Here is a 16,117-nt window from a genome sequence, read left to right as displayed (position 1 = left end):
GGGATGCCCTATTCCTCTGTCGCTTCTGCTACTGAAGGTTCGTTTTCTGTAACATATGCCTCAAACTCGTGTCTGAACTTGTCCAGGTAGCTTCGCACCGGCATGGTACAGGCAGCTGAGAGGACGCAGACCGTTTTCATCTCTATGTTATCGCAGAGCTCACGCAGCAGGTCGACATCGGCCATACTGCCTTCACCTTTTAAAATTTTCTGGGTAATTTTTTTCATCCAGCCAAGTCCTTCACGGCAGGGGGTGCATTGACCGCAGGACTCATGGTGGTAGAAATTGATCAGGTTCTGGACGAGTTCCACTATGTTGACGGTCTCGTCGAGGACGACGATACCCCCGGAGCCAAACATTGTTTTGTGTTCGGCCATGGATTCATAGTCAAGTGTTGTTGTGGCTGCTTCCTCAGGGAGTAGAACCGGAGTGGAGCTTCCACCTGGGATTACACCTTTAAGTTTACGACCCTTCCAGACCCCACCGGCTACCTTATCGATTACTTCAAGCAGTGGCAGACCAAGGGGCAGTTCATACATACCGGGCTTTTCAACATGCCCGGAGATGCCAAAGAGATGGGTACCAGGGCTTTTCTCCGTTCCATAGGCCTTATAGGCGTCTGCCCCTTCTTTCATGATGAAGGGCAGGGAGGCGATACTCTGGACGTTGTTGATGATTGTCGGGCAGCCGTAAAGTCCGGCCACAGCTGGAAACGGTGGCTTGGAGCGTGGCTGTCCTTTTTTACCTTCGATGGATTCAAGAAGTGCGGTTTCTTCACCGCACACATACGCTCCGGCCCCTCTATGGACTGTGACATCGACGCGGTAGTCGTGCCCTGCAACTTTTTCCCCGAGATAGCCTGCCTTGTAGGCTTCATCGATTGCCTCCTGAAGCACTTTTACCTGGGTGGTGTATTCACCACGGATGTAGATGTAGGTGTCGTTGGAGCCGATGGCATAGCTGCAGATAATAATGCCTTCAATCAGCATATGGGGATCTTTGACAAGGATATACCGATCTTTGAAGGTTGCAGGCTCAGACTCATCGGAGTTGACCGTGAGATAGACCGGTTTGCCTGTATCTTTTGGCAGAAAACCCCATTTTACGCCCGCTGGAAAACCGGCCCCGCCTCTTCCTCTGAGCCCGCTTTTTTTCACCTCTTCAATGACCTCGGCAGGCTGCATGGCAAAAAGTTTGTCGAGGTTTTCGTAGGCCCCATGTTTGAGAGCGGTTTTCAGTTGATTGGAGTTTTTAACGTCGAACTTGGCACTGAGAATTCTAACTTCCATATCCATTCGCCTCCTATTCCAGGGTTGCCAGTAGCGACTTGAGCTGTTCTACGTCCATATTCTCGTAGAATTCGCCATTAATCTGGACAACCGGGGCAGTACCGCAGTGGCCAAGACATTCAACTTCTTCCAGGCTGAATTTACCGTCTTCAGTCTTTTTGCCAGGGGTTACACCCACCTCATCCCGCAGATAGTCGACTATCTCCTGCTTGCCTCTGAGCCAGCAGGAAAGAGTTCTGCAGACACAGATGTGGTATTTTCCAGTGGGTTTGAGGTTGTACATGGTGTAGAAGGTTGCGGCTTCATACACCTTGGCGGCAAATGTTCCGATACGATCTGCAATATAGCCAATGGCCTCCTGGCTGACCCAACCTTCCTGCTCCTGGGTGAGCCAGAGGGCAGGCAAAATCATCGACTCCCTTGTCGGGTAACGCTTTATCAGACGCTCAAATTCCGCATCCCTCTTCTTGTCGAACTCGAAGGGTTCTCCTGTAGAGATCAGTTGTGAACGGTCACTCATCTGTCCAACTCCCCACCAATAATGTTAATACAACTGAGGTTGATGACGGCGTCAGCAATCATGTTACCCTCAACCATCTTGTGGAAGGCGCCCATGGTGTAGAAACATGGTGGGCGCACCTTTAGTTTGTATGGTTTTCCCGAGCCATCTGAGACAAAATGAAACCCCAGCTCCCCGTTGGCCGCCTCAAAGGCGTCATACCATTCACCGGGTGGAGTCTTAACGCCTTCAAAGATCAGTTTGAAGTGGTTGGCAAGTCCTTCAATATTGCTGTAGACGTCTTCCTTTTTCGGCAGCACAACCTGGCTGTCGGTCACATTGATCGGACCTTCAGGTATGCTTTTCATTGCCTGGCGTATGATGCTGATGGACTCTTTCATCTCGAAAAAACGAATCATGAATCGATCGTAAATATCACCGGTTGATCCGACAGGTATTTCAAAATCAAAGGATTCGTAATTGTAATATGGTGCATCCTTACGAAGGTCGTAGGGGACACCGCTTGCACGAAGGACCGGGCCGGTTACACCATAACTGAGTGCAGTCTCGCCGGAGATCACACAGACACCCTGCGTTCTGTCGTGGAGAATACGGTTGGCTGCAATCAGGGTCAAGGCGTCATCAATACCTTGTTCGATTGTCTTGATATGATGTTCCATATCTTCTTTCCAACCATCATAAAAGTCACGGTACATTCCGCCTACGCGGGTAAAACTACTGGTAAGGCGTGCTCCGGTAAGCCGACTGATAAAATCATAGGCGGCTTCTTTTTCATTGTAGAGATACCAGTAGCCGGTCAGGCCACCGATATCGACAAAAGCGGCGGAGATACACACCAGGTGATCGAGAACACGGTAAAATTCAGTCAGCACCACCCGCATAAACTGGGCACGTTCGGTGATTGTAACACCAAGCCATGATTCAATGGCCTTAACGTAGGCAATGTTGTTGATCATCGATGAACAGTAGTTGAGCCTGTCTGTCATGGGGATGATCTGATTGTAGGTCATTTTCTCCGAATTTTTCTCAAATCCGCGGTGGAGATAGCCTATTTCATTGACATTGGCGAGAATTGTTTCACCATCAAGGGCAGTTAGAATCCGGATGGCACCATGGGTTGCCGGATGGGATGGCCCGAGATTGAGGAACATGACTTCAGTGTTGATATCCTTGAGGGTCTGATCATCGACACCTTTCTTGGCAAGCCGTGCTCGAATCTCAGGTTCCAGGCTATCGGTTTCATAACAGATCTGGCGCTTTTCAATCGGGTAGTCTTTTCTGAGAGGATGACCTTTAAACTGCCAGTGATTGAGGATTCTGCGCAGGTCAGGATGTCCCTGAAAGTTAATGCCGTACTGATCGTATGCTTCTCTTTCGCCCCAGAGTGCCGCGCCCCATAGATGGGCCGCACTTGATACCCCGACTTCAGGATCCGCAACCGGAGTTTTCACCTGCAGCAGTAAATTGTCTTCCCAGTTACGCATGGTATAAACCACGCTGAATCTCGGGCCCTGGTGTTTTGGGTATTCGAGATAATCGATTGCGGTTACATCCGCGAGTAATGTGCAATTAAAATCCGGATCATTTTTCAGTCGGGAAAGAGTCGGTTCCAGGTTTTCCGGCTGAACGTTTATTACCACTGAATCCAGAGCGACTTTGCAGATCGCATCAGGAAACGCGGCTTGGATTTTTTCTAAAGCCGTCGTATTCATATCAGTCGAGAATCCCTTTAAAGTCTTTATGGCGATCTTTCAGAATGCTTTCGCCCTTGATCTGGTCCTGGAGTCGTATCAAAGCATCCAGAATGGTTTCTGGCCGTGGTGGGCAACCGGATACATATACGTCCACCGGAATAATGGTGTCGATGCCCTGAACGGTACAGTAGTTGTTGTATATTCCGCCGGAACTTGCGCAGGCACCTACGGCGATGACCCATTTCGGATCGGGCATCTGTTCGTATATCCGTTTCAGTATTGGCGCCTGTTTGTAGGTGATTGTGCCGCAGACAAGCATGAGATCAGCCTGTCTGGGTGAAAACCGTACAACTTCCGCTCCAAAGCGAGAGACGTCATGCTGGCTTGCTGCTGCACTCATGAATTCGATTGCACAACACGCAGTTCCAAAGACGAATGGCCACAGTGAGTATTGTCTTCCCCAGTTGACAACAACATCCAGGTTGGTCGTGATGACTGTGTCACCGAGATTTGCTTCGAGTCCTAACGCCAATTGAGCACCCCTTTCTTGATGATATAGATGAGTCCAGTGAGAAGCAGCAGCATAAACGCAACCATTTCTATAAATCCGAACCAGCCAAGTTCCCTCAATGACACAGCCCAGGGATACATAAAGACAGCTTCTATGTCAAAAATGAGAAAGAGAATTGCAAGGAGATAGAACTTGACGCTGAATTTCTGGTCAACGGAGCCGATGGTAGGACCGACGCCGCTTTCATAGGCCTCATTTTTGATTTTGCCTTTGGAGCGCGGGCCGAGGACTGTAGTCGCGACCATCAGGCAGGGAACGAGCGCAGCGATAAGAAATAACGCTAGTGCTGAATAAAACAGTTCTGATGACATTGCTAACCCTCTCACTGCTTTTTTTATACCATGCACCCAAAAAAACGGGCGGAGGAAAGTAGAAAATCATTCTGAATAGGTATTCATTAACAGTCGGGGCTATGGCATGTCAAGAATAATTTTTATTAGAGCTAACAGCTAGTTAAGTGATATTTCTGTGAAATTGTTGTGCATTGGGCTGTCGCGGTATGTGCGGGTTGGGCTTGGATTGGTTCTTTTTTAGACAAGATGTGCAATATGGGTCAATCTGACACTAGAAGGATGATAATACCTTTGGAGGGATTATTTGAGAATAAATAGGCAGATAGGCCGAATTCGCTGATTCATAGTTGTTTTCTTATGGGAATAGTTCTCGTTAATGTTAAGCCCGTAGCACAATAAGCACAAAAAATGATGTGCAGAAAAGTATATTTTTGGGTTATCAGGGGAGTGACAGACAAATAAGTTCAGAAATTATATGTTGATAAAACAAGAGGTTGGTAATCGTTGTTTGCGGAAAAAAAATTGGCTTTTCCAGGTATGATTAAAAAGAAATGCGGGTAAAAAGAGAAAATGCAGGATGGAAGATACGGAAAAGAAATGTAGAAACGTCACCTGATTAATATGCAATCAGGTGACATTTATTGATTAATAGCAATATGTTAATTACCAACCAAGGGAGAGATAATTGTGGATAGAGTTAGCCGCCTCTCTTCCTGCCCCCATGGCAAGGATAACGGTGGCGGCTCCGGTAACAATGTCTCCACCGGCCCAAACACCTTTCTTGGTGGTTTTACCCGTTGCCGGGTCAGTAACAACGTTACCCCACTTGTTGAGAGCCATGTCTGGAGTCTCACTTGTGAGCAGTGGATTTGCCCCTGAGCCAACCGCCACAATGCAGAGGTCACAGGCAAGTTCGAACTCGGAGCCTTTGATGGCTACGGGGCGTCGTCTGCCCGAATCATCAGGCTCACCCAACTCCATTTTCAAACATTCCATACCGATGAGTCGACCATTTTCATCCCCGAGATACTGAGTCGGATTGGTAAGGAGAAAGAGTTCAATACCCTCTTCTTCGGCGTGGTGAATTTCAGCATTTCGAGCGGGCATCTCTTCTCTTGAACGTCGATAAACTATTTTAACGCTCTCGGCACCAAGACGCATGGCGGTACGGGCAGAGTCCATGGCCACGTTGCCTGCGCCTAAAACTACCACGTTTTTGCCAAGAGGAATAGGGGTGTCCACCTTTGGATATTCGTACGCCTTCATGAGGTTTGCTCTGGTGAGGTATTCGTTTGCCGAAAGAATACCGACGTAGTTTTCACCAGGAATATTCATAAATCTCGGCAGACCGGCGCCGACACCGATATAAATAGCCTCGTAGCCTTGTTCAAACAACTCATCTAAAGAAACGGTACGGCCAACAACAGCGTTACACTCAAGTTTTGCGCCAAGTCTCTCGAGAAAATGAACTTCCTGGGCGACAATTGCTTTTGGCAGACGAAATTCAGGGATGCCGTAAATGAGAACACCGCCGGGTTTATGGAAGGCCTCAAAGATTGTCACATCATGGCCCTTGGTGACGAGATCACCGGCAACTGTAAGACCAGATGGGCCGGAACCCACGACAGCAACTTTTTTGCCGGTGGGTGCGGCCTTGGGAGGGAGTTCTCCGGTGCCGTGCTCACGTTCATAGTCTGCGACAAATCTTTCAAGGTTGCCGATGGCGACAGGCTCGCCTTTTTTACCTACAATACATTTTCCTTCACACTGACTTTCCTGTGGGCAGACTCTGCCGCACACGGCAGGGAGTGCATTTTTTGACCACAGGTTACGGATGGCACCGGTAAAATCGCCTTCGGTTATTAATTCAATAAATCCGGGGATATCAACACCAACCGGGCAACCGGTTACGCAGGCGGGTTTTTTGCATTGCAGGCAGCGGGCCGCCTCTTCCTGGGCCATTTTTACGGTGTATCCGGTTGGAACTTCAAGGAAATTTCTTGCCCTGACATGGGGGTCCTGTTCCGGCATGGCAACTCTGCCAGCTTTTTTGTCTTTTGTTGCTGTTTCTGCCATAATGTCCTCCCTAGACATTCAACTCCACAGTTATAAGATATGGAAAAATTTATTTAGCGTCGCGAATGGTGCAATAGTCGTTGAGGCATTTCTTTTCTTCCGCAGCATAGGCTCTTAGCCGGAGCATCAATTCATCATAGTCAACTTTGTGTCCGTCAAACTCAGGACCGTCAACACAGGCAAACTTGGTTTCTCCACCGACCGTTACACGGCATCCGCCACACATACCAGTCCCGTCAACCATAATGGGGTTGAGGCTGACCATGGTTTCCACGTTGTATTGTTTGGTGAGGTTGGAGACGGCTTTCATCATAGGGACGGGGCCGATGGCAACAACCAGTTTAATGTCTTCTTTTTCAAGGACATCTTTGAGAACATCTGTAACAAAACCGTGATGGCCGTACGAACCGTCATCTGTGCATAGCTTGAGATCATGGGATGCATTTCTCATTTGTTCTTCCATCATGAGAAGACCCTTATTGCGGGCACCGATGATACATGTGACGTCGTTACCGACATCTTTTAAGCCACGGGTAATTGGATGAAGTACGGCAACACCTGTGCCTCCGCCTACGCAGACGACCTTGCCGAGTTTTTCAAGATGGGTAGGCTTGCCCAAGGGACCGATAACATCCATGTACCCTTCGCCCACTGCAAGATCTCTGAATAATGCGGTGGATTTTCCGACAACCATATATATAATTGTAATGGTCCCTTTTTCGGGATTTGTTTCTGCCATGGTAAGAGGGATTCTTTCACCCTCCTCGTTGGCTTTGAGGATGACAAACTGGCCGGGTCGAGCTTTTTTAGCAATCAAGGGAGCCTCGATTTCATTGAGAATAACAGTTCCCTCTGCCATCTCTTCGCGTCTCACAATCTTAAACATTTTTCCCTCCGGGTGTAAAAAACCATTGAATTTTACAAGCAAAAAAACACTCTGTTCTTGGGGCAGTTTTCCACAGTTAAATAATCATAAAGTGGTATTTTTATCAACATCTATTGTTGTTTTGCTGTAAAACCTTCCAGGATATCATTATGTAATTGTTGTAAAAAATATATGAAAAATATGCTTATTGTGCTAACAGATGAGCATGAGACAAGGGCGTTGAAGCAGAAATGTTGTGGGGAGTATGGGTATGTCGTGGAAGCAGATAATTGCAGAGAGTAAAGCGAGTCGAAGGGAATTGCATGTAATACCAGAGACTTGCTGGCAGGAATTTAAGACATTTAAGTATCTTACAGAAAGGCTTAATGGACTGGAGATCAGATGGCGCCGCTGCGCCAAGACTGGCATTGTAGCCCAATTGGCACAGGATGCTCCGGGTGAACATCTGGCTCTGAGGGCGGATATGGACGGTCTTTTCCTGGAAGAAGCCAACACTTTTGCTCACAGGTCTACTGAACAGGGCTGTATGCATGGCTGCGGTCATGATGGGCATATGGCGGTCGCACTGGCTATAGCGCATTGGTTGAAGGTGAATGAGAAGGCGTTGCCTGGTCCTGTCTCTTTGATTTTTCAGCCTGCTGAAGAGGGTGGATTTGGCGCAAAGGCAATGATTGAAGACGGCGCCCTTGAGGGGATTGATAAAATCTTCGGCTGGCATAACTGGCCTGCGATCCCATATGGTAAGGTGGTCTGCAAACCAGGAGTTGTTATGGCAGCGAACGCCAGCTTTACAATTGTGGTTAAAGGTAGCGGCGGGCACGCCAGTCAACCTGAGATCTGTAGGGATCCTGTTCTGGCTGCTGCAGCTATAACCCTTGGTCTGCAGCAGATCGTCAGTCGCAGAACCTCCCCCCAGCAGGCTGTGGTTGTCAGTGTCACCTCCATTGATGCGAGAAGCGGGTTGACTGTCATTCCCGACAAGGCGGTTCTCCAGGGATCGGTTCGTGCTGGATCAACAGAAGGTCTTCATAAGATAGGTGCACTTATTGAACAGGCGGCATGTTCCATTGCAAAAGGGTATGATGTAGAGGCGGATGTACATTTCAGTCTGCGCTACCCGTCGGTTATCAATACCCCCGATGAAACGGATCATTTTGACAAAGCTCTTGCCGCAGTATTCGGTGCAGATTATCAGTGCCTTACAACAGCAGTACCATTGATGGCATCGGAGGACTTCAGTTACTATCTGGAAAAAATACCGGGAGCTTTCGTTCTTGTGGGGGCGGGAGACGGGGGACGTTATTCAATACCCTGTCATAACAGTACCTATGATTTTAACGACCAGCTTATCGAACCAGTGGTTTCTGCTCTGTCATTGTTGGTTGGTGCACCTTTACCCTGAAATTTCGGGTTGGTGGCTTGGGCTCATGTCGCTGGGACGCTCTACGTGTTTTCGGCGCGCTACACCTATTATCTGATTGCGCCAGTTTTCATGAAGGCGCTGATCGTCTCGGTGTCGTTGTCATCGCTCAACCGATACAGTGGCTTAAAATGAAGTAAAGGTTTTTGCTTGCATTGCATACAAAGAGGTCCTGATTTCCACAAGCTCTATCCGCATTTTTCCTGCAAAATTATCTCTTCTTCTCTGTGAGCACGTATGTTTTGCTCCACCCACATTTAATAACAGTGGATTGGGGTGTGGTCATTTTTAAAAAGCAGGTATCAGGGCACTTTTGTTGAAATTTAATGGGTGATTGGTTGGTAATGACTCTGAAAAATCAGAAAGTTCTCCGCCAGTGAAGTGGAACAATATCATTGCAGCTCATAATTTTAGCTACTATAACAAAGGCAGGGAATCAATGAGGGAGTAGGTTAATATTATGATAAAAAGCTCCTGGATTTTGAACCGTCATGGTGAGGAAAATGTCTACATTACCTGTGCCCGGTCATTCGTATGAAAGCCCGTTACGTCGGATTTCGTCCTCAAAGAAGTGCACTTCACCTCTGTGTCTATCCCTTCTTTATCTTTCTTGTGCCCTCGTAACCGTGAGTTATGTCCAATTATATGCGATTTATAAATATATGCGGGAACAGCTTGGTGTGGGATTCATTACCTGGCTGCCGATTCTATCGGTTGTGGTGGCAATACCACTCTTCACCTATGCAATTATCCGCAAAAGTAAAAGTGATCCTGGTGCAATTCGCTGGGGCCTGGTTCTGTTTGGCGCGGCACTCGCGGTAATTGCTCTTTTTATTCCTGAGCCAAGCCTTGGAGCAAAGCGCATTCATGTCACTGAATACTTTCTCCTCTCGCTTCTGGTCAGATTTACACTCTCCCGGAACCATTCTGGGGGCTACCTGCTTTTTGCATCATGTTTTTTCACAATTATGTGTGGAGTACACGATGAATTCCTCCAGGGACTTCACCCGCAAAGAACCTATGGTTTACGGGACATCACAGTAAACGCTGTGTCTGCCATAGCGGGAAGCTGTGTCTGGCATGGGTTGCATCTCTTTTCAACATCTTACACGCAAGACTCTAACAGGAGAGAAAACCTTCTGCTTCCAGTCTGCTATTATATCTGGTTACTATTTGCAGTAATATTGACGATCACACCGATATCTGCCTTTAGACTTCAGATCCTGCCTTTATGGATTTTTCTGCCACTTTCAGCATCCATAGTCTTCTATAGCAGCTGTTATAGCTACTTAAATTTGGAACTGCGTCACGGTATTGCAGCAATCAGCTGGACGACTTTTCTCCTCCTCATCTATCCGGTGATGACCAATGTTTTTCAGGTCTCTTTTTATTAGCCTTAGCACGATTTTCTTTATTCTTATGGCATTCAATGTTCATGAGAATATCGAGCGAAAGCGGAAGATAAATGTCATCCTGATTACTGCTGAGAGCCTGCGCAATGACATGGTAACCCACGAAAACTGTCCTCATCTTTTACAAGCCGCTGCACAGGGGTTACGATTTTCTAACTATCGCGCTAATTCGGCCTGGACTGGAAGTAGTATTGTTTCTCTACTCTCTGGAGTCAGCCCGTTCGAGTCAGGAGTTCATACCAGAGGGCAAAGTGTCGAGCCAGAGACATACCTTCCACTTGAACAGCTGGTGGAGGCAGGTTATACGGTTAATGGTCTGCAACCTTTTATGGCCATGGATATTTATCAGAATCTCGGTGTTTCATTAGACAGCCATTCCCCTGATCCTTTACTCTGGCTCGCCAGGCAGCAGCTGGATGAAAACCCGTTTTTCCTTTGGTACCATTATGTGCACACACATCTTCCCTATACCAGAGGTGCTGTCCATAAAGATCCCAGTCGCTTGGATTTGTCTCCGCAACTCCTTGCTATTACAAGAGATACAGCGATACACGCAGAAGAGGGTAGTTTTCAAAAAGAAGACATTGAGCTGATCCACAAACTCCATCAGGCCAATATTCAGGAGTTTGACCGCTGGTTCAGCACCCTGTATGAATTTTACACCTCAGGTGGATTCTCTCGGAACACTATTCTCATTGTGACAGCGGACCATGGTGATGAACACGGTGAGAGAGGGATGGTGGGTCACGCATCAACCACCCTAGAGGGGCATCTGCATGAAGAGATAGTGCGTGTTCCCTTTTTTATCTGGTTACCCGAATCCCTTCAATCTCTTGAGTTGGACGGTCTGGATCTTGGCCGCCCTGTGTCCCATGTAGATGTTATGCCAACACTCATGAACCTTCTGGATATACGACCAGAGTATAAGCTCCAGGGTAAAAATTTTCTGAGCAGTAGAAACAAAGATCAGGTCTGGACGGCGATGACGAGCAGTGGCGGTTTTGCTGAACCTGATTCCGCTGCGATCAGGTACTTTGAATACAGCCTGCTCGAAAACAACTGGAAAATAAGGCTCAGGCAATACTCGACGGGCTTGGCGGAAGAGCTGTACCTTTACGACCTTGGCTCAGACCCGGGTGAGGAGAATAATCTGGCAAGTCAATATCCGGACCGTGCCAGGGCGCTACAGAAAAGGTTGGAAGAACAGATAACAACCAGGAAGGTTTTCCCAGGACGTATGGGGGAGAGATCTGTAAATACTGGAGGAGACATTCCCAAATGGGTCTATCCGAGCAGTTCAAACCAATTTACCTATGACAGCCTTGATGGCAGATTTTATCTGGAGTGGAGTGGGGCGCCCGAGCGTTCCTATCTTCTTGAATACAGTGCAGGCCATGGTGCAAAAGTAATTCAGGGATCTTTGAAGGTCGATGGAAACCGTAAAGATTTCGGGAATATCAGTCAAATATACTGGAATACCTGGATTGTGCCAAACAACCCTTTCAGTATTCGGGTAAAGGAGGTTGGAGGTGATTTTGGTCCCTGGCTTGAACTGGAGGCATTGCCATGAAAGTAGAAGGAAAAAAGGCAGCCAGTCCGGCCATTTCTTTTGTGCTTGCAGCCATAACTGTTATGGCTCTGGTTGTCAGCCTCTATTATTATGGCTGTGGATTGATCCACTCGCCTGTTTTTAATCCCAGCGAGGAGGCCCAAAAAAAATATCTGCAGACTTTTATTGAAAGTCACGATCAGAATCTTGAGCAGGAAAAGCTTGTCGCAAAAGGATACTGGCTGCGTTACAAGGATGTAAGAAAAGATCGGTATTGGGGTGAAAATGGGCCTATGGGAATATGGGGGCCAAGAGATCATTACCAGCAGCATGGGAGACGGGAGGGCCGTATTTTTCAACCAGTTGACTACCCAAAAGACCTGACTCTTGAAAAAGAACTGGCAGAGATCTATTGGAACCGCTACCCGGAAATTGCAAAAAGCCCGATCTGGGGCCGCAACAGCCAATTAGGTATTGTCGGACCAAGAGATTATCACAAACACCGAGGCCGGTTTCAAAAAAAGGTATGGGGCAAGGAATTTTGACGGGAGGATTAGTCGGCATTTCCCATGAGTATTTTGATTACGAACTCAACCACTTGATTTCATTTTATAAAATTGAACATCGCAGAAAACAGAGTGTTTTTTGTTTCAAATCAAAATCTCACCCTTCGGGGCAATAGATTTTTTCGCAGGTGCAGCGTTACAAGCCTTCTCATGGAAGAAATCCGGAATGAGACAGGCGTGATTTAGCGCTCTCTGAGAACAACCTGCTCTTCTCGGACCTTTTCCTGGTAGGCCTTCTCTCCAGATAAATACTTAAAGAAACGACGATGTATGGCTGATCGACGCTGTCTTAAAATTTTTCTTCCTGGTAGGCATCAAAAAATGTTTTTTCACCAAGAAGAGAATCAATCTTACCTTGAATCTTTCTTGTCTTTTTTTTGTCCATCCATCGGTTCCAGTCCTCAAGCGTCAGCCATTCACTGATAACGAGGTATTCGCCTGATTCGTTGAGGTTTGAATAGGTTGAGCGTGAAACGAAGCCTTCCTGTTTTTCTGCAGATTTCCGCAACTTTTTAAGTAACGGGATTAACTCATCCTTTTTGTCGAGTCGAAAATTTCGCCTGCTAATGATTTTAGTACTCATAGTAGTTCTCCTATATCAGAGAAACAAAGTTTGTGGAAACATGAATGATCACCATTAATATTATCACTAACGCAGATGTTTATCCTGCTAAATTTTTGAGCGGTGCTTTTTTTGATTTATCGCTAAGATGACAATTGTCTATTGCAGCTGATGTGTTTTACCGGTTGTAATGTGAAATGCTCCTCGGGGATGGCAGATAAAGATTCAATATGGAGAAGCGGCAAGATGAAACGAAGCAGGATGAAAGGAAAAATAGAGGAGACCGAGGAGATGGCGAAGAAAGCCGCAAAGGTTTCAGGGTCAATGTTTCATAGGTTAGGGGTTTGGCTCCATGAGCGGAAAGCGGATAAAGAACTCATAGAACATGTGGTTGAAACTGTGGATCCAAAGATCCGGCTGGCAAGAGGATACGGAAAACAGCTGCAAGGGCCGATTCAGGTCTGCCTGGATCACTGTAAAACTATAGTGGAGAATATTCCGGGGCCCATCCACCTCAATAAGTCTAACTTTGATGCTGATCCGCTCATTCATGCGGCCTTTATAGGAGCGGTGTCTTTAAAAGATCTCTTAGCAAAAGAAGAGCGCAGTATAGGTGAGGTCATTCCAGAGGGAGCAGAACGATACGCGCTTTTGACGATGGTTCACCGGGAGTCGATAATTTTTGGCCCGAAAATTCAGGGTGAAATGATAATGCGCGATGCTCAGATGAAATCTGTGACGTTTAGTGAACATAAAATAGCCGGGCTTTCCACAAGCCTGGAATCAACAAAGTTACAACTTGAGCAATTATGTTTCCAGTTGATTCTTGAAGCTATCTCAACAGAGCTTGCAACCAGGAGGACCAGCCTTGGCGAGTTGCGAAAGCATATCGAGCGGCTTCATGCGATGTCACACCTGCTCTCTAATGGAAACCAAGATAAAAATGCTTTTGGCCATACCAGCCCGGTAGATTTTGAAAAACTCAAAGAAGTGGAAGAGGCGCTTAAAAGTTCGGAAGATGAGTTTGCCAAAGCAAGTGGAGGACAGGATAAACCGGAGGATTGGCTGAAAATTCTGGTAGACCACCTGACCACTCCGGAAAAGAGTATGGATATTCAAAGATTTTCAATGCGTCTGGATTGGATGAATGTCCTCACTGATGCCTCAGACGACAAGGCCAACGAACTGACCCTGGCACAGTGCCGGTTTCCAGGCGACGACAGTCGGGATGCAACCTTTATCGCCTATTAGTGCTGGAAGAAGCAAAGGATTCCAAGCGTTGCAGTTGACAATCACCTGCCTGACACTTTAAATCTCCTTGTTGTATTTCGGGTCCCAGGCTTTAATGGTTGGGATAACTTCTGACGATCTCTGCAGCCTTTTTCGCAGGCAGAGCGCGTATGCGATGGAATAGCGTCTCACAGGTTGCCACTGATAACTCTTTTACCATGGATATGGTCTCAAGCTCGTTTTGTGTATGTGGAAATTTGATATCCCCGCTACTGATTTCTTCGGTTCTGATGGTCTTTGAGTATATAAGTGCCTGGGAACAGAGTCGTTGCCATTGTGGTTTTTCGATGGTCTTACCGGAGATATAGCCTAATGTCAGCTCATCGCCAGGACTGAAAAGATCACCCTGGTTGCCCAGCAACTGAAGAACTTCCTTATCGATTGAATGGATGGTAAGATGTTGATTTTTTCCAAGACCCTTTGCTATCAACTGTTCCAACAGCAGGTGTATTGATCCTGCCTCGATGTAGGTGTTTTTTCCGTACGTTAACTCACTCAAAATATGTTCTGCCCGTAAGCAGTCGCGCAGGATGAATCTTTGTGCGTCTGCCTTTGCAAATGCATTCATTGTCGATAGAATTTTGAAAAAATTATCTCCCCGGACCTCCTTGTAATAGTCAATGAGAGTTCCTGTTGCAAGACGCTCTGCACGGTAAACTGAGTGAGCAACGGTGCCGGGCTCAATTTCGTCAGGGTGATGATCGTTTGCAAAAAAGTATTGGATTTCCAGCAGCTCTTTTAGATACGGTTCGATTTGCCGTATCTCTTTACCACTCTTATGAAATTCCCGTAAAAGTCGGTATTGGCCAGCAGTAAAGGCAGGATATCCGACGTCCAGCTCAAGGAGGTGTACCTCAATGTCAATGTTTCCATTCAGTACACAGCTAAAATCTCTATGGGGAGGCTCTTCGAGAATGATAATATCAAAATTTTCAATGATTCTTGCAGTGAGACCAAGGGTTTCAGGTCGATGTGTGGAGTAGCATATTGTTATATTGTCCATGCGTTATATCATAGGCATGAAACAACCTGACTCAATCTTATTTTTTAATGTGTTACAGGTATTGTACCTTGACAATTTGTGGCGGTGGCGAAAATTCAGGAAAAACCAGATCAGCGGAGCGGGTAGGTGTTCTGCAGTGTATGAATTGCCCCTTTTGGAGTCAGCTGGCTTGAGTACAGATTGAATGTCTGAACAGGAAAATCCGAGGTCTTCAAAAGGGCGTTACCTGCCAGGAATTGTTGCAGCTTTGTTATTGGTGGGTTATTGAGTCGAGCCAGGGTCAGGTGCGGAGAGAATTTCTTTTTTTCTCTCGGAATATTGATTTCTGCAAGTTCGCGTTCGATACTCTTTCGAAGAGCGACCAGGTTTTGTACAGGGGGCACTCCGGCCCAGAGAATGCGCGGTATCCCTCGTGGCGGGAAAACGCCGACCCCTTTTAAACAAAGTGAAAATTTTGGCTGATTAATTTTCCCGAGAACATCCAGAATGTCGAGGAATGTCGTCCCATCCACCTCGCCAATAAATTTCAAGGTGATATGGAGCTGATTTTCGGGAACAGGTCGCCCTGTTGGAATTGACCGGCCCATTCCCTGTACCTCCTGACGGATATTTTCCGGAATGTCTATGGCAACAAACAGTCGAATCATTTTTTTCTCCGTGGTCTTCCGCGTTACGTTTTCCCCTTTGTTTCTTCGTTGCTAAGAATGATGAAGTGCCCAAATAAGACATCAGAACATCCCACCACCTGAATAAGCATGAGGTGTTGTCTCATATCATACCTGACAAACTGTCTAAAGTGGTCATCAAACATATTCTGGATTATGTTGAAGCCTGATCTGGCGGGTTGGGGTCATGACTTATAGATATCATGGTTAACACTCGGGCAAAAAAGACCTGCCTACCTTGTCAGCGTGGATTAAGTTGATTGAAACATCAATCAACTCAGAGCCAAAACCAAGGAGGCAGGTCATGGAGAAAATGATAAA

At 46.8% G+C, this 16,117-nt stretch carries 15 protein-coding genes; 5 read left to right on the top strand and 10 right to left on the bottom strand.

Going from position 1 to position 16,117, the window contains the following annotated elements; translation table 11 throughout:
- Positions 1 to 8: 8 nt before the first annotated feature.
- From nuoF to FCL48_RS23555, 7 genes are all read right to left on the bottom strand, one after another.
- The gene (nuoF, locus tag FCL48_RS23585; protein WP_136876353.1) at positions 9 to 1,289 is read right to left on the bottom strand and encodes an NADH-quinone oxidoreductase subunit NuoF; all 1,281 of its coding nucleotides are present in this window, start codon (positions 1,287 to 1,289) and stop codon (positions 9 to 11) included.
- A 13-nt stretch (positions 1,290 to 1,302) separates the two neighbouring features.
- The gene (gene nuoE, locus FCL48_RS23580) at positions 1,303 to 1,809 is read right to left on the bottom strand and encodes an NAD(P)H-dependent oxidoreductase subunit E (protein ID WP_136876351.1); all 507 of its coding nucleotides are present in this window, start codon (positions 1,807 to 1,809) and stop codon (positions 1,303 to 1,305) included.
- The gene (locus FCL48_RS23575) at positions 1,806 to 3,521 is read right to left on the bottom strand and encodes an NADH-quinone oxidoreductase subunit D (protein ID WP_136876349.1); all 1,716 of its coding nucleotides are present in this window, start codon (positions 3,519 to 3,521) and stop codon (positions 1,806 to 1,808) included. The genes nuoE and FCL48_RS23575 overlap by 4 nt, the downstream gene beginning before the upstream one ends.
- A gap of 1 nt (position 3,522) precedes the next feature.
- Positions 3,523 to 4,035: an NADH-quinone oxidoreductase subunit B gene (locus FCL48_RS23570; RefSeq protein ID WP_136876347.1), complete on the bottom strand. Its 513-nt coding sequence runs from the start codon at positions 4,033 to 4,035 to the stop codon at positions 3,523 to 3,525.
- A complete protein-coding gene (locus FCL48_RS23565) occupies positions 4,026 to 4,385 on the bottom strand; it encodes an NADH-quinone oxidoreductase subunit A (RefSeq protein ID WP_136876345.1) in 360 nt (119 codons plus the stop codon). Before FCL48_RS23565 ends, FCL48_RS23570 begins: the two co-directional genes overlap by 10 nt.
- 645 nt (positions 4,386 to 5,030) lie before the next feature.
- Complete coding sequence (gene gltA / locus FCL48_RS23560; protein ID WP_136876343.1) at positions 5,031 to 6,443, bottom strand: NADPH-dependent glutamate synthase; 1,413 nt, start codon at positions 6,441 to 6,443, stop codon at positions 5,031 to 5,033.
- A gap of 49 nt (positions 6,444 to 6,492) precedes the next feature.
- Positions 6,493 to 7,329 carry a sulfide/dihydroorotate dehydrogenase-like FAD/NAD-binding protein gene (locus FCL48_RS23555; protein ID WP_136876341.1) on the bottom strand — a complete coding sequence of 279 codons (837 nt, stop codon included), beginning with the start codon at positions 7,327 to 7,329 and terminating at the stop codon, positions 6,493 to 6,495.
- A gap of 250 nt (positions 7,330 to 7,579) precedes the next feature.
- On the opposite strand from FCL48_RS23555, the gene FCL48_RS23550 reads away from it, so the two are divergent.
- The 4 genes from FCL48_RS23550 to FCL48_RS23535 all read left to right on the top strand — a co-directional run bounded on the left by FCL48_RS23550 (position 7,580) and on the right by FCL48_RS23535 (position 12,255).
- Positions 7,580 to 8,731: an amidohydrolase gene (locus FCL48_RS23550; RefSeq protein WP_205747813.1), complete on the top strand. Its 1,152-nt coding sequence runs from the start codon at positions 7,580 to 7,582 to the stop codon at positions 8,729 to 8,731.
- A 521-nt stretch (positions 8,732 to 9,252) separates the two neighbouring features.
- Positions 9,253 to 10,143 (top strand): VanZ family protein, encoded by an 891-nt coding sequence (locus FCL48_RS23545; protein ID WP_136876338.1) that lies wholly within the window; start codon positions 9,253 to 9,255, stop codon positions 10,141 to 10,143.
- On the top strand, positions 10,118 to 11,731 hold the full coding sequence (locus tag FCL48_RS23540) for a sulfatase (RefSeq protein ID WP_136876336.1): 1,614 nt from the start codon (positions 10,118 to 10,120) through the stop codon (positions 11,729 to 11,731). The genes FCL48_RS23545 and FCL48_RS23540 overlap by 26 nt, the downstream gene beginning before the upstream one ends.
- Positions 11,728 to 12,255, top strand: a complete 528-nt coding sequence (locus FCL48_RS23535; protein WP_136876335.1) for a hypothetical protein — start codon at positions 11,728 to 11,730, stop codon at positions 12,253 to 12,255. Before FCL48_RS23540 ends, FCL48_RS23535 begins: the two co-directional genes overlap by 4 nt.
- A gap of 310 nt (positions 12,256 to 12,565) precedes the next feature.
- Here FCL48_RS23535 and FCL48_RS23530 read toward each other — a convergent pair whose 3' ends face one another.
- On the bottom strand, positions 12,566 to 12,859 hold the full coding sequence (locus tag FCL48_RS23530) for an antibiotic biosynthesis monooxygenase (protein ID WP_136876332.1): 294 nt from the start codon (positions 12,857 to 12,859) through the stop codon (positions 12,566 to 12,568).
- 225 nt (positions 12,860 to 13,084) lie between these two features.
- On the opposite strand from FCL48_RS23530, the gene FCL48_RS23525 reads away from it, so the two are divergent.
- On the top strand, positions 13,085 to 14,089 hold the full coding sequence (locus tag FCL48_RS23525; RefSeq protein ID WP_136876330.1) for a hypothetical protein: 1,005 nt from the start codon (positions 13,085 to 13,087) through the stop codon (positions 14,087 to 14,089).
- A gap of 91 nt (positions 14,090 to 14,180) precedes the next feature.
- Here the strand turns inward: FCL48_RS23525 and FCL48_RS23520 are convergent, their stop codons facing one another.
- Together FCL48_RS23520 and thpR are read right to left on the bottom strand one after the other, a co-directional pair.
- Entirely contained in the window at positions 14,181 to 15,131 is a 951-nt protein-coding gene (locus FCL48_RS23520; RefSeq protein WP_136876328.1) for a hypothetical protein, read from the bottom strand.
- A 110-nt stretch (positions 15,132 to 15,241) separates the two neighbouring features.
- Positions 15,242 to 15,778, bottom strand: coding sequence for an RNA 2',3'-cyclic phosphodiesterase (gene thpR, locus FCL48_RS23515; RefSeq protein WP_136876326.1), 537 nt, complete (start codon positions 15,776 to 15,778; stop codon positions 15,242 to 15,244).
- Positions 15,779 to 16,117: the final 339 nt, after the last annotated feature.

The sequence above is a fragment of the Desulforhopalus sp. IMCC35007 genome, from assembly GCF_005116575.1.
In the GTDB taxonomy this organism is placed as follows: Bacteria; Desulfobacterota; Desulfobulbia; order Desulfobulbales; family Desulfocapsaceae; genus Desulforhopalus_A.
This window is presented reverse-complemented; position numbering and strand designations above follow the sequence as displayed.

Bases quoted from the DNA above. Each gene is read 5' to 3' on its own strand.
- FCL48_RS23535 (WP_136876335.1), top strand. From the start codon at position 11,728: ATGAAAGTAGAAGGAAAAAAGGCAGCCAGTCCGGCCATTTCTTTTGTG.
- FCL48_RS23525 (WP_136876330.1), top strand. From the start codon at position 13,085: ATGAAACGAAGCAGGATGAAAGGAAAAATAGAGGAGACCGAGGAGATG.
- nuoE (WP_136876351.1), bottom strand. From the start codon at position 1,809: ATGAGTGACCGTTCACAACTGATCTCTACAGGAGAACCCTTCGAGTTC.
- FCL48_RS23520 (WP_136876328.1), bottom strand. From the start codon at position 15,131: ATGGACAATATAACAATATGCTACTCCACACATCGACCTGAAACCCTT.
- FCL48_RS23575 (WP_136876349.1), bottom strand. From the start codon at position 3,521: ATGAATACGACGGCTTTAGAAAAAATCCAAGCCGCGTTTCCTGATGCG.
- thpR (WP_136876326.1), bottom strand. From the start codon at position 15,778: ATGATTCGACTGTTTGTTGCCATAGACATTCCGGAAAATATCCGTCAG.
- gltA (WP_136876343.1), bottom strand. From the start codon at position 6,443: ATGGCAGAAACAGCAACAAAAGACAAAAAAGCTGGCAGAGTTGCCATG.
- FCL48_RS23555 (WP_136876341.1), bottom strand. From the start codon at position 7,329: ATGTTTAAGATTGTGAGACGCGAAGAGATGGCAGAGGGAACTGTTATT.
- nuoF (WP_136876353.1), bottom strand. From the start codon at position 1,289: ATGGAAGTTAGAATTCTCAGTGCCAAGTTCGACGTTAAAAACTCCAAT.
- FCL48_RS23545 (WP_136876338.1), top strand. From the start codon at position 9,253: ATGTCTACATTACCTGTGCCCGGTCATTCGTATGAAAGCCCGTTACGT.
- FCL48_RS23565 (WP_136876345.1), bottom strand. From the start codon at position 4,385: ATGTCATCAGAACTGTTTTATTCAGCACTAGCGTTATTTCTTATCGCT.
- FCL48_RS23530 (WP_136876332.1), bottom strand. From the start codon at position 12,859: ATGAGTACTAAAATCATTAGCAGGCGAAATTTTCGACTCGACAAAAAG.
- FCL48_RS23540 (WP_136876336.1), top strand. From the start codon at position 10,118: ATGTTTTTCAGGTCTCTTTTTATTAGCCTTAGCACGATTTTCTTTATT.
- FCL48_RS23550 (WP_205747813.1), top strand. From the start codon at position 7,580: ATGTCGTGGAAGCAGATAATTGCAGAGAGTAAAGCGAGTCGAAGGGAA.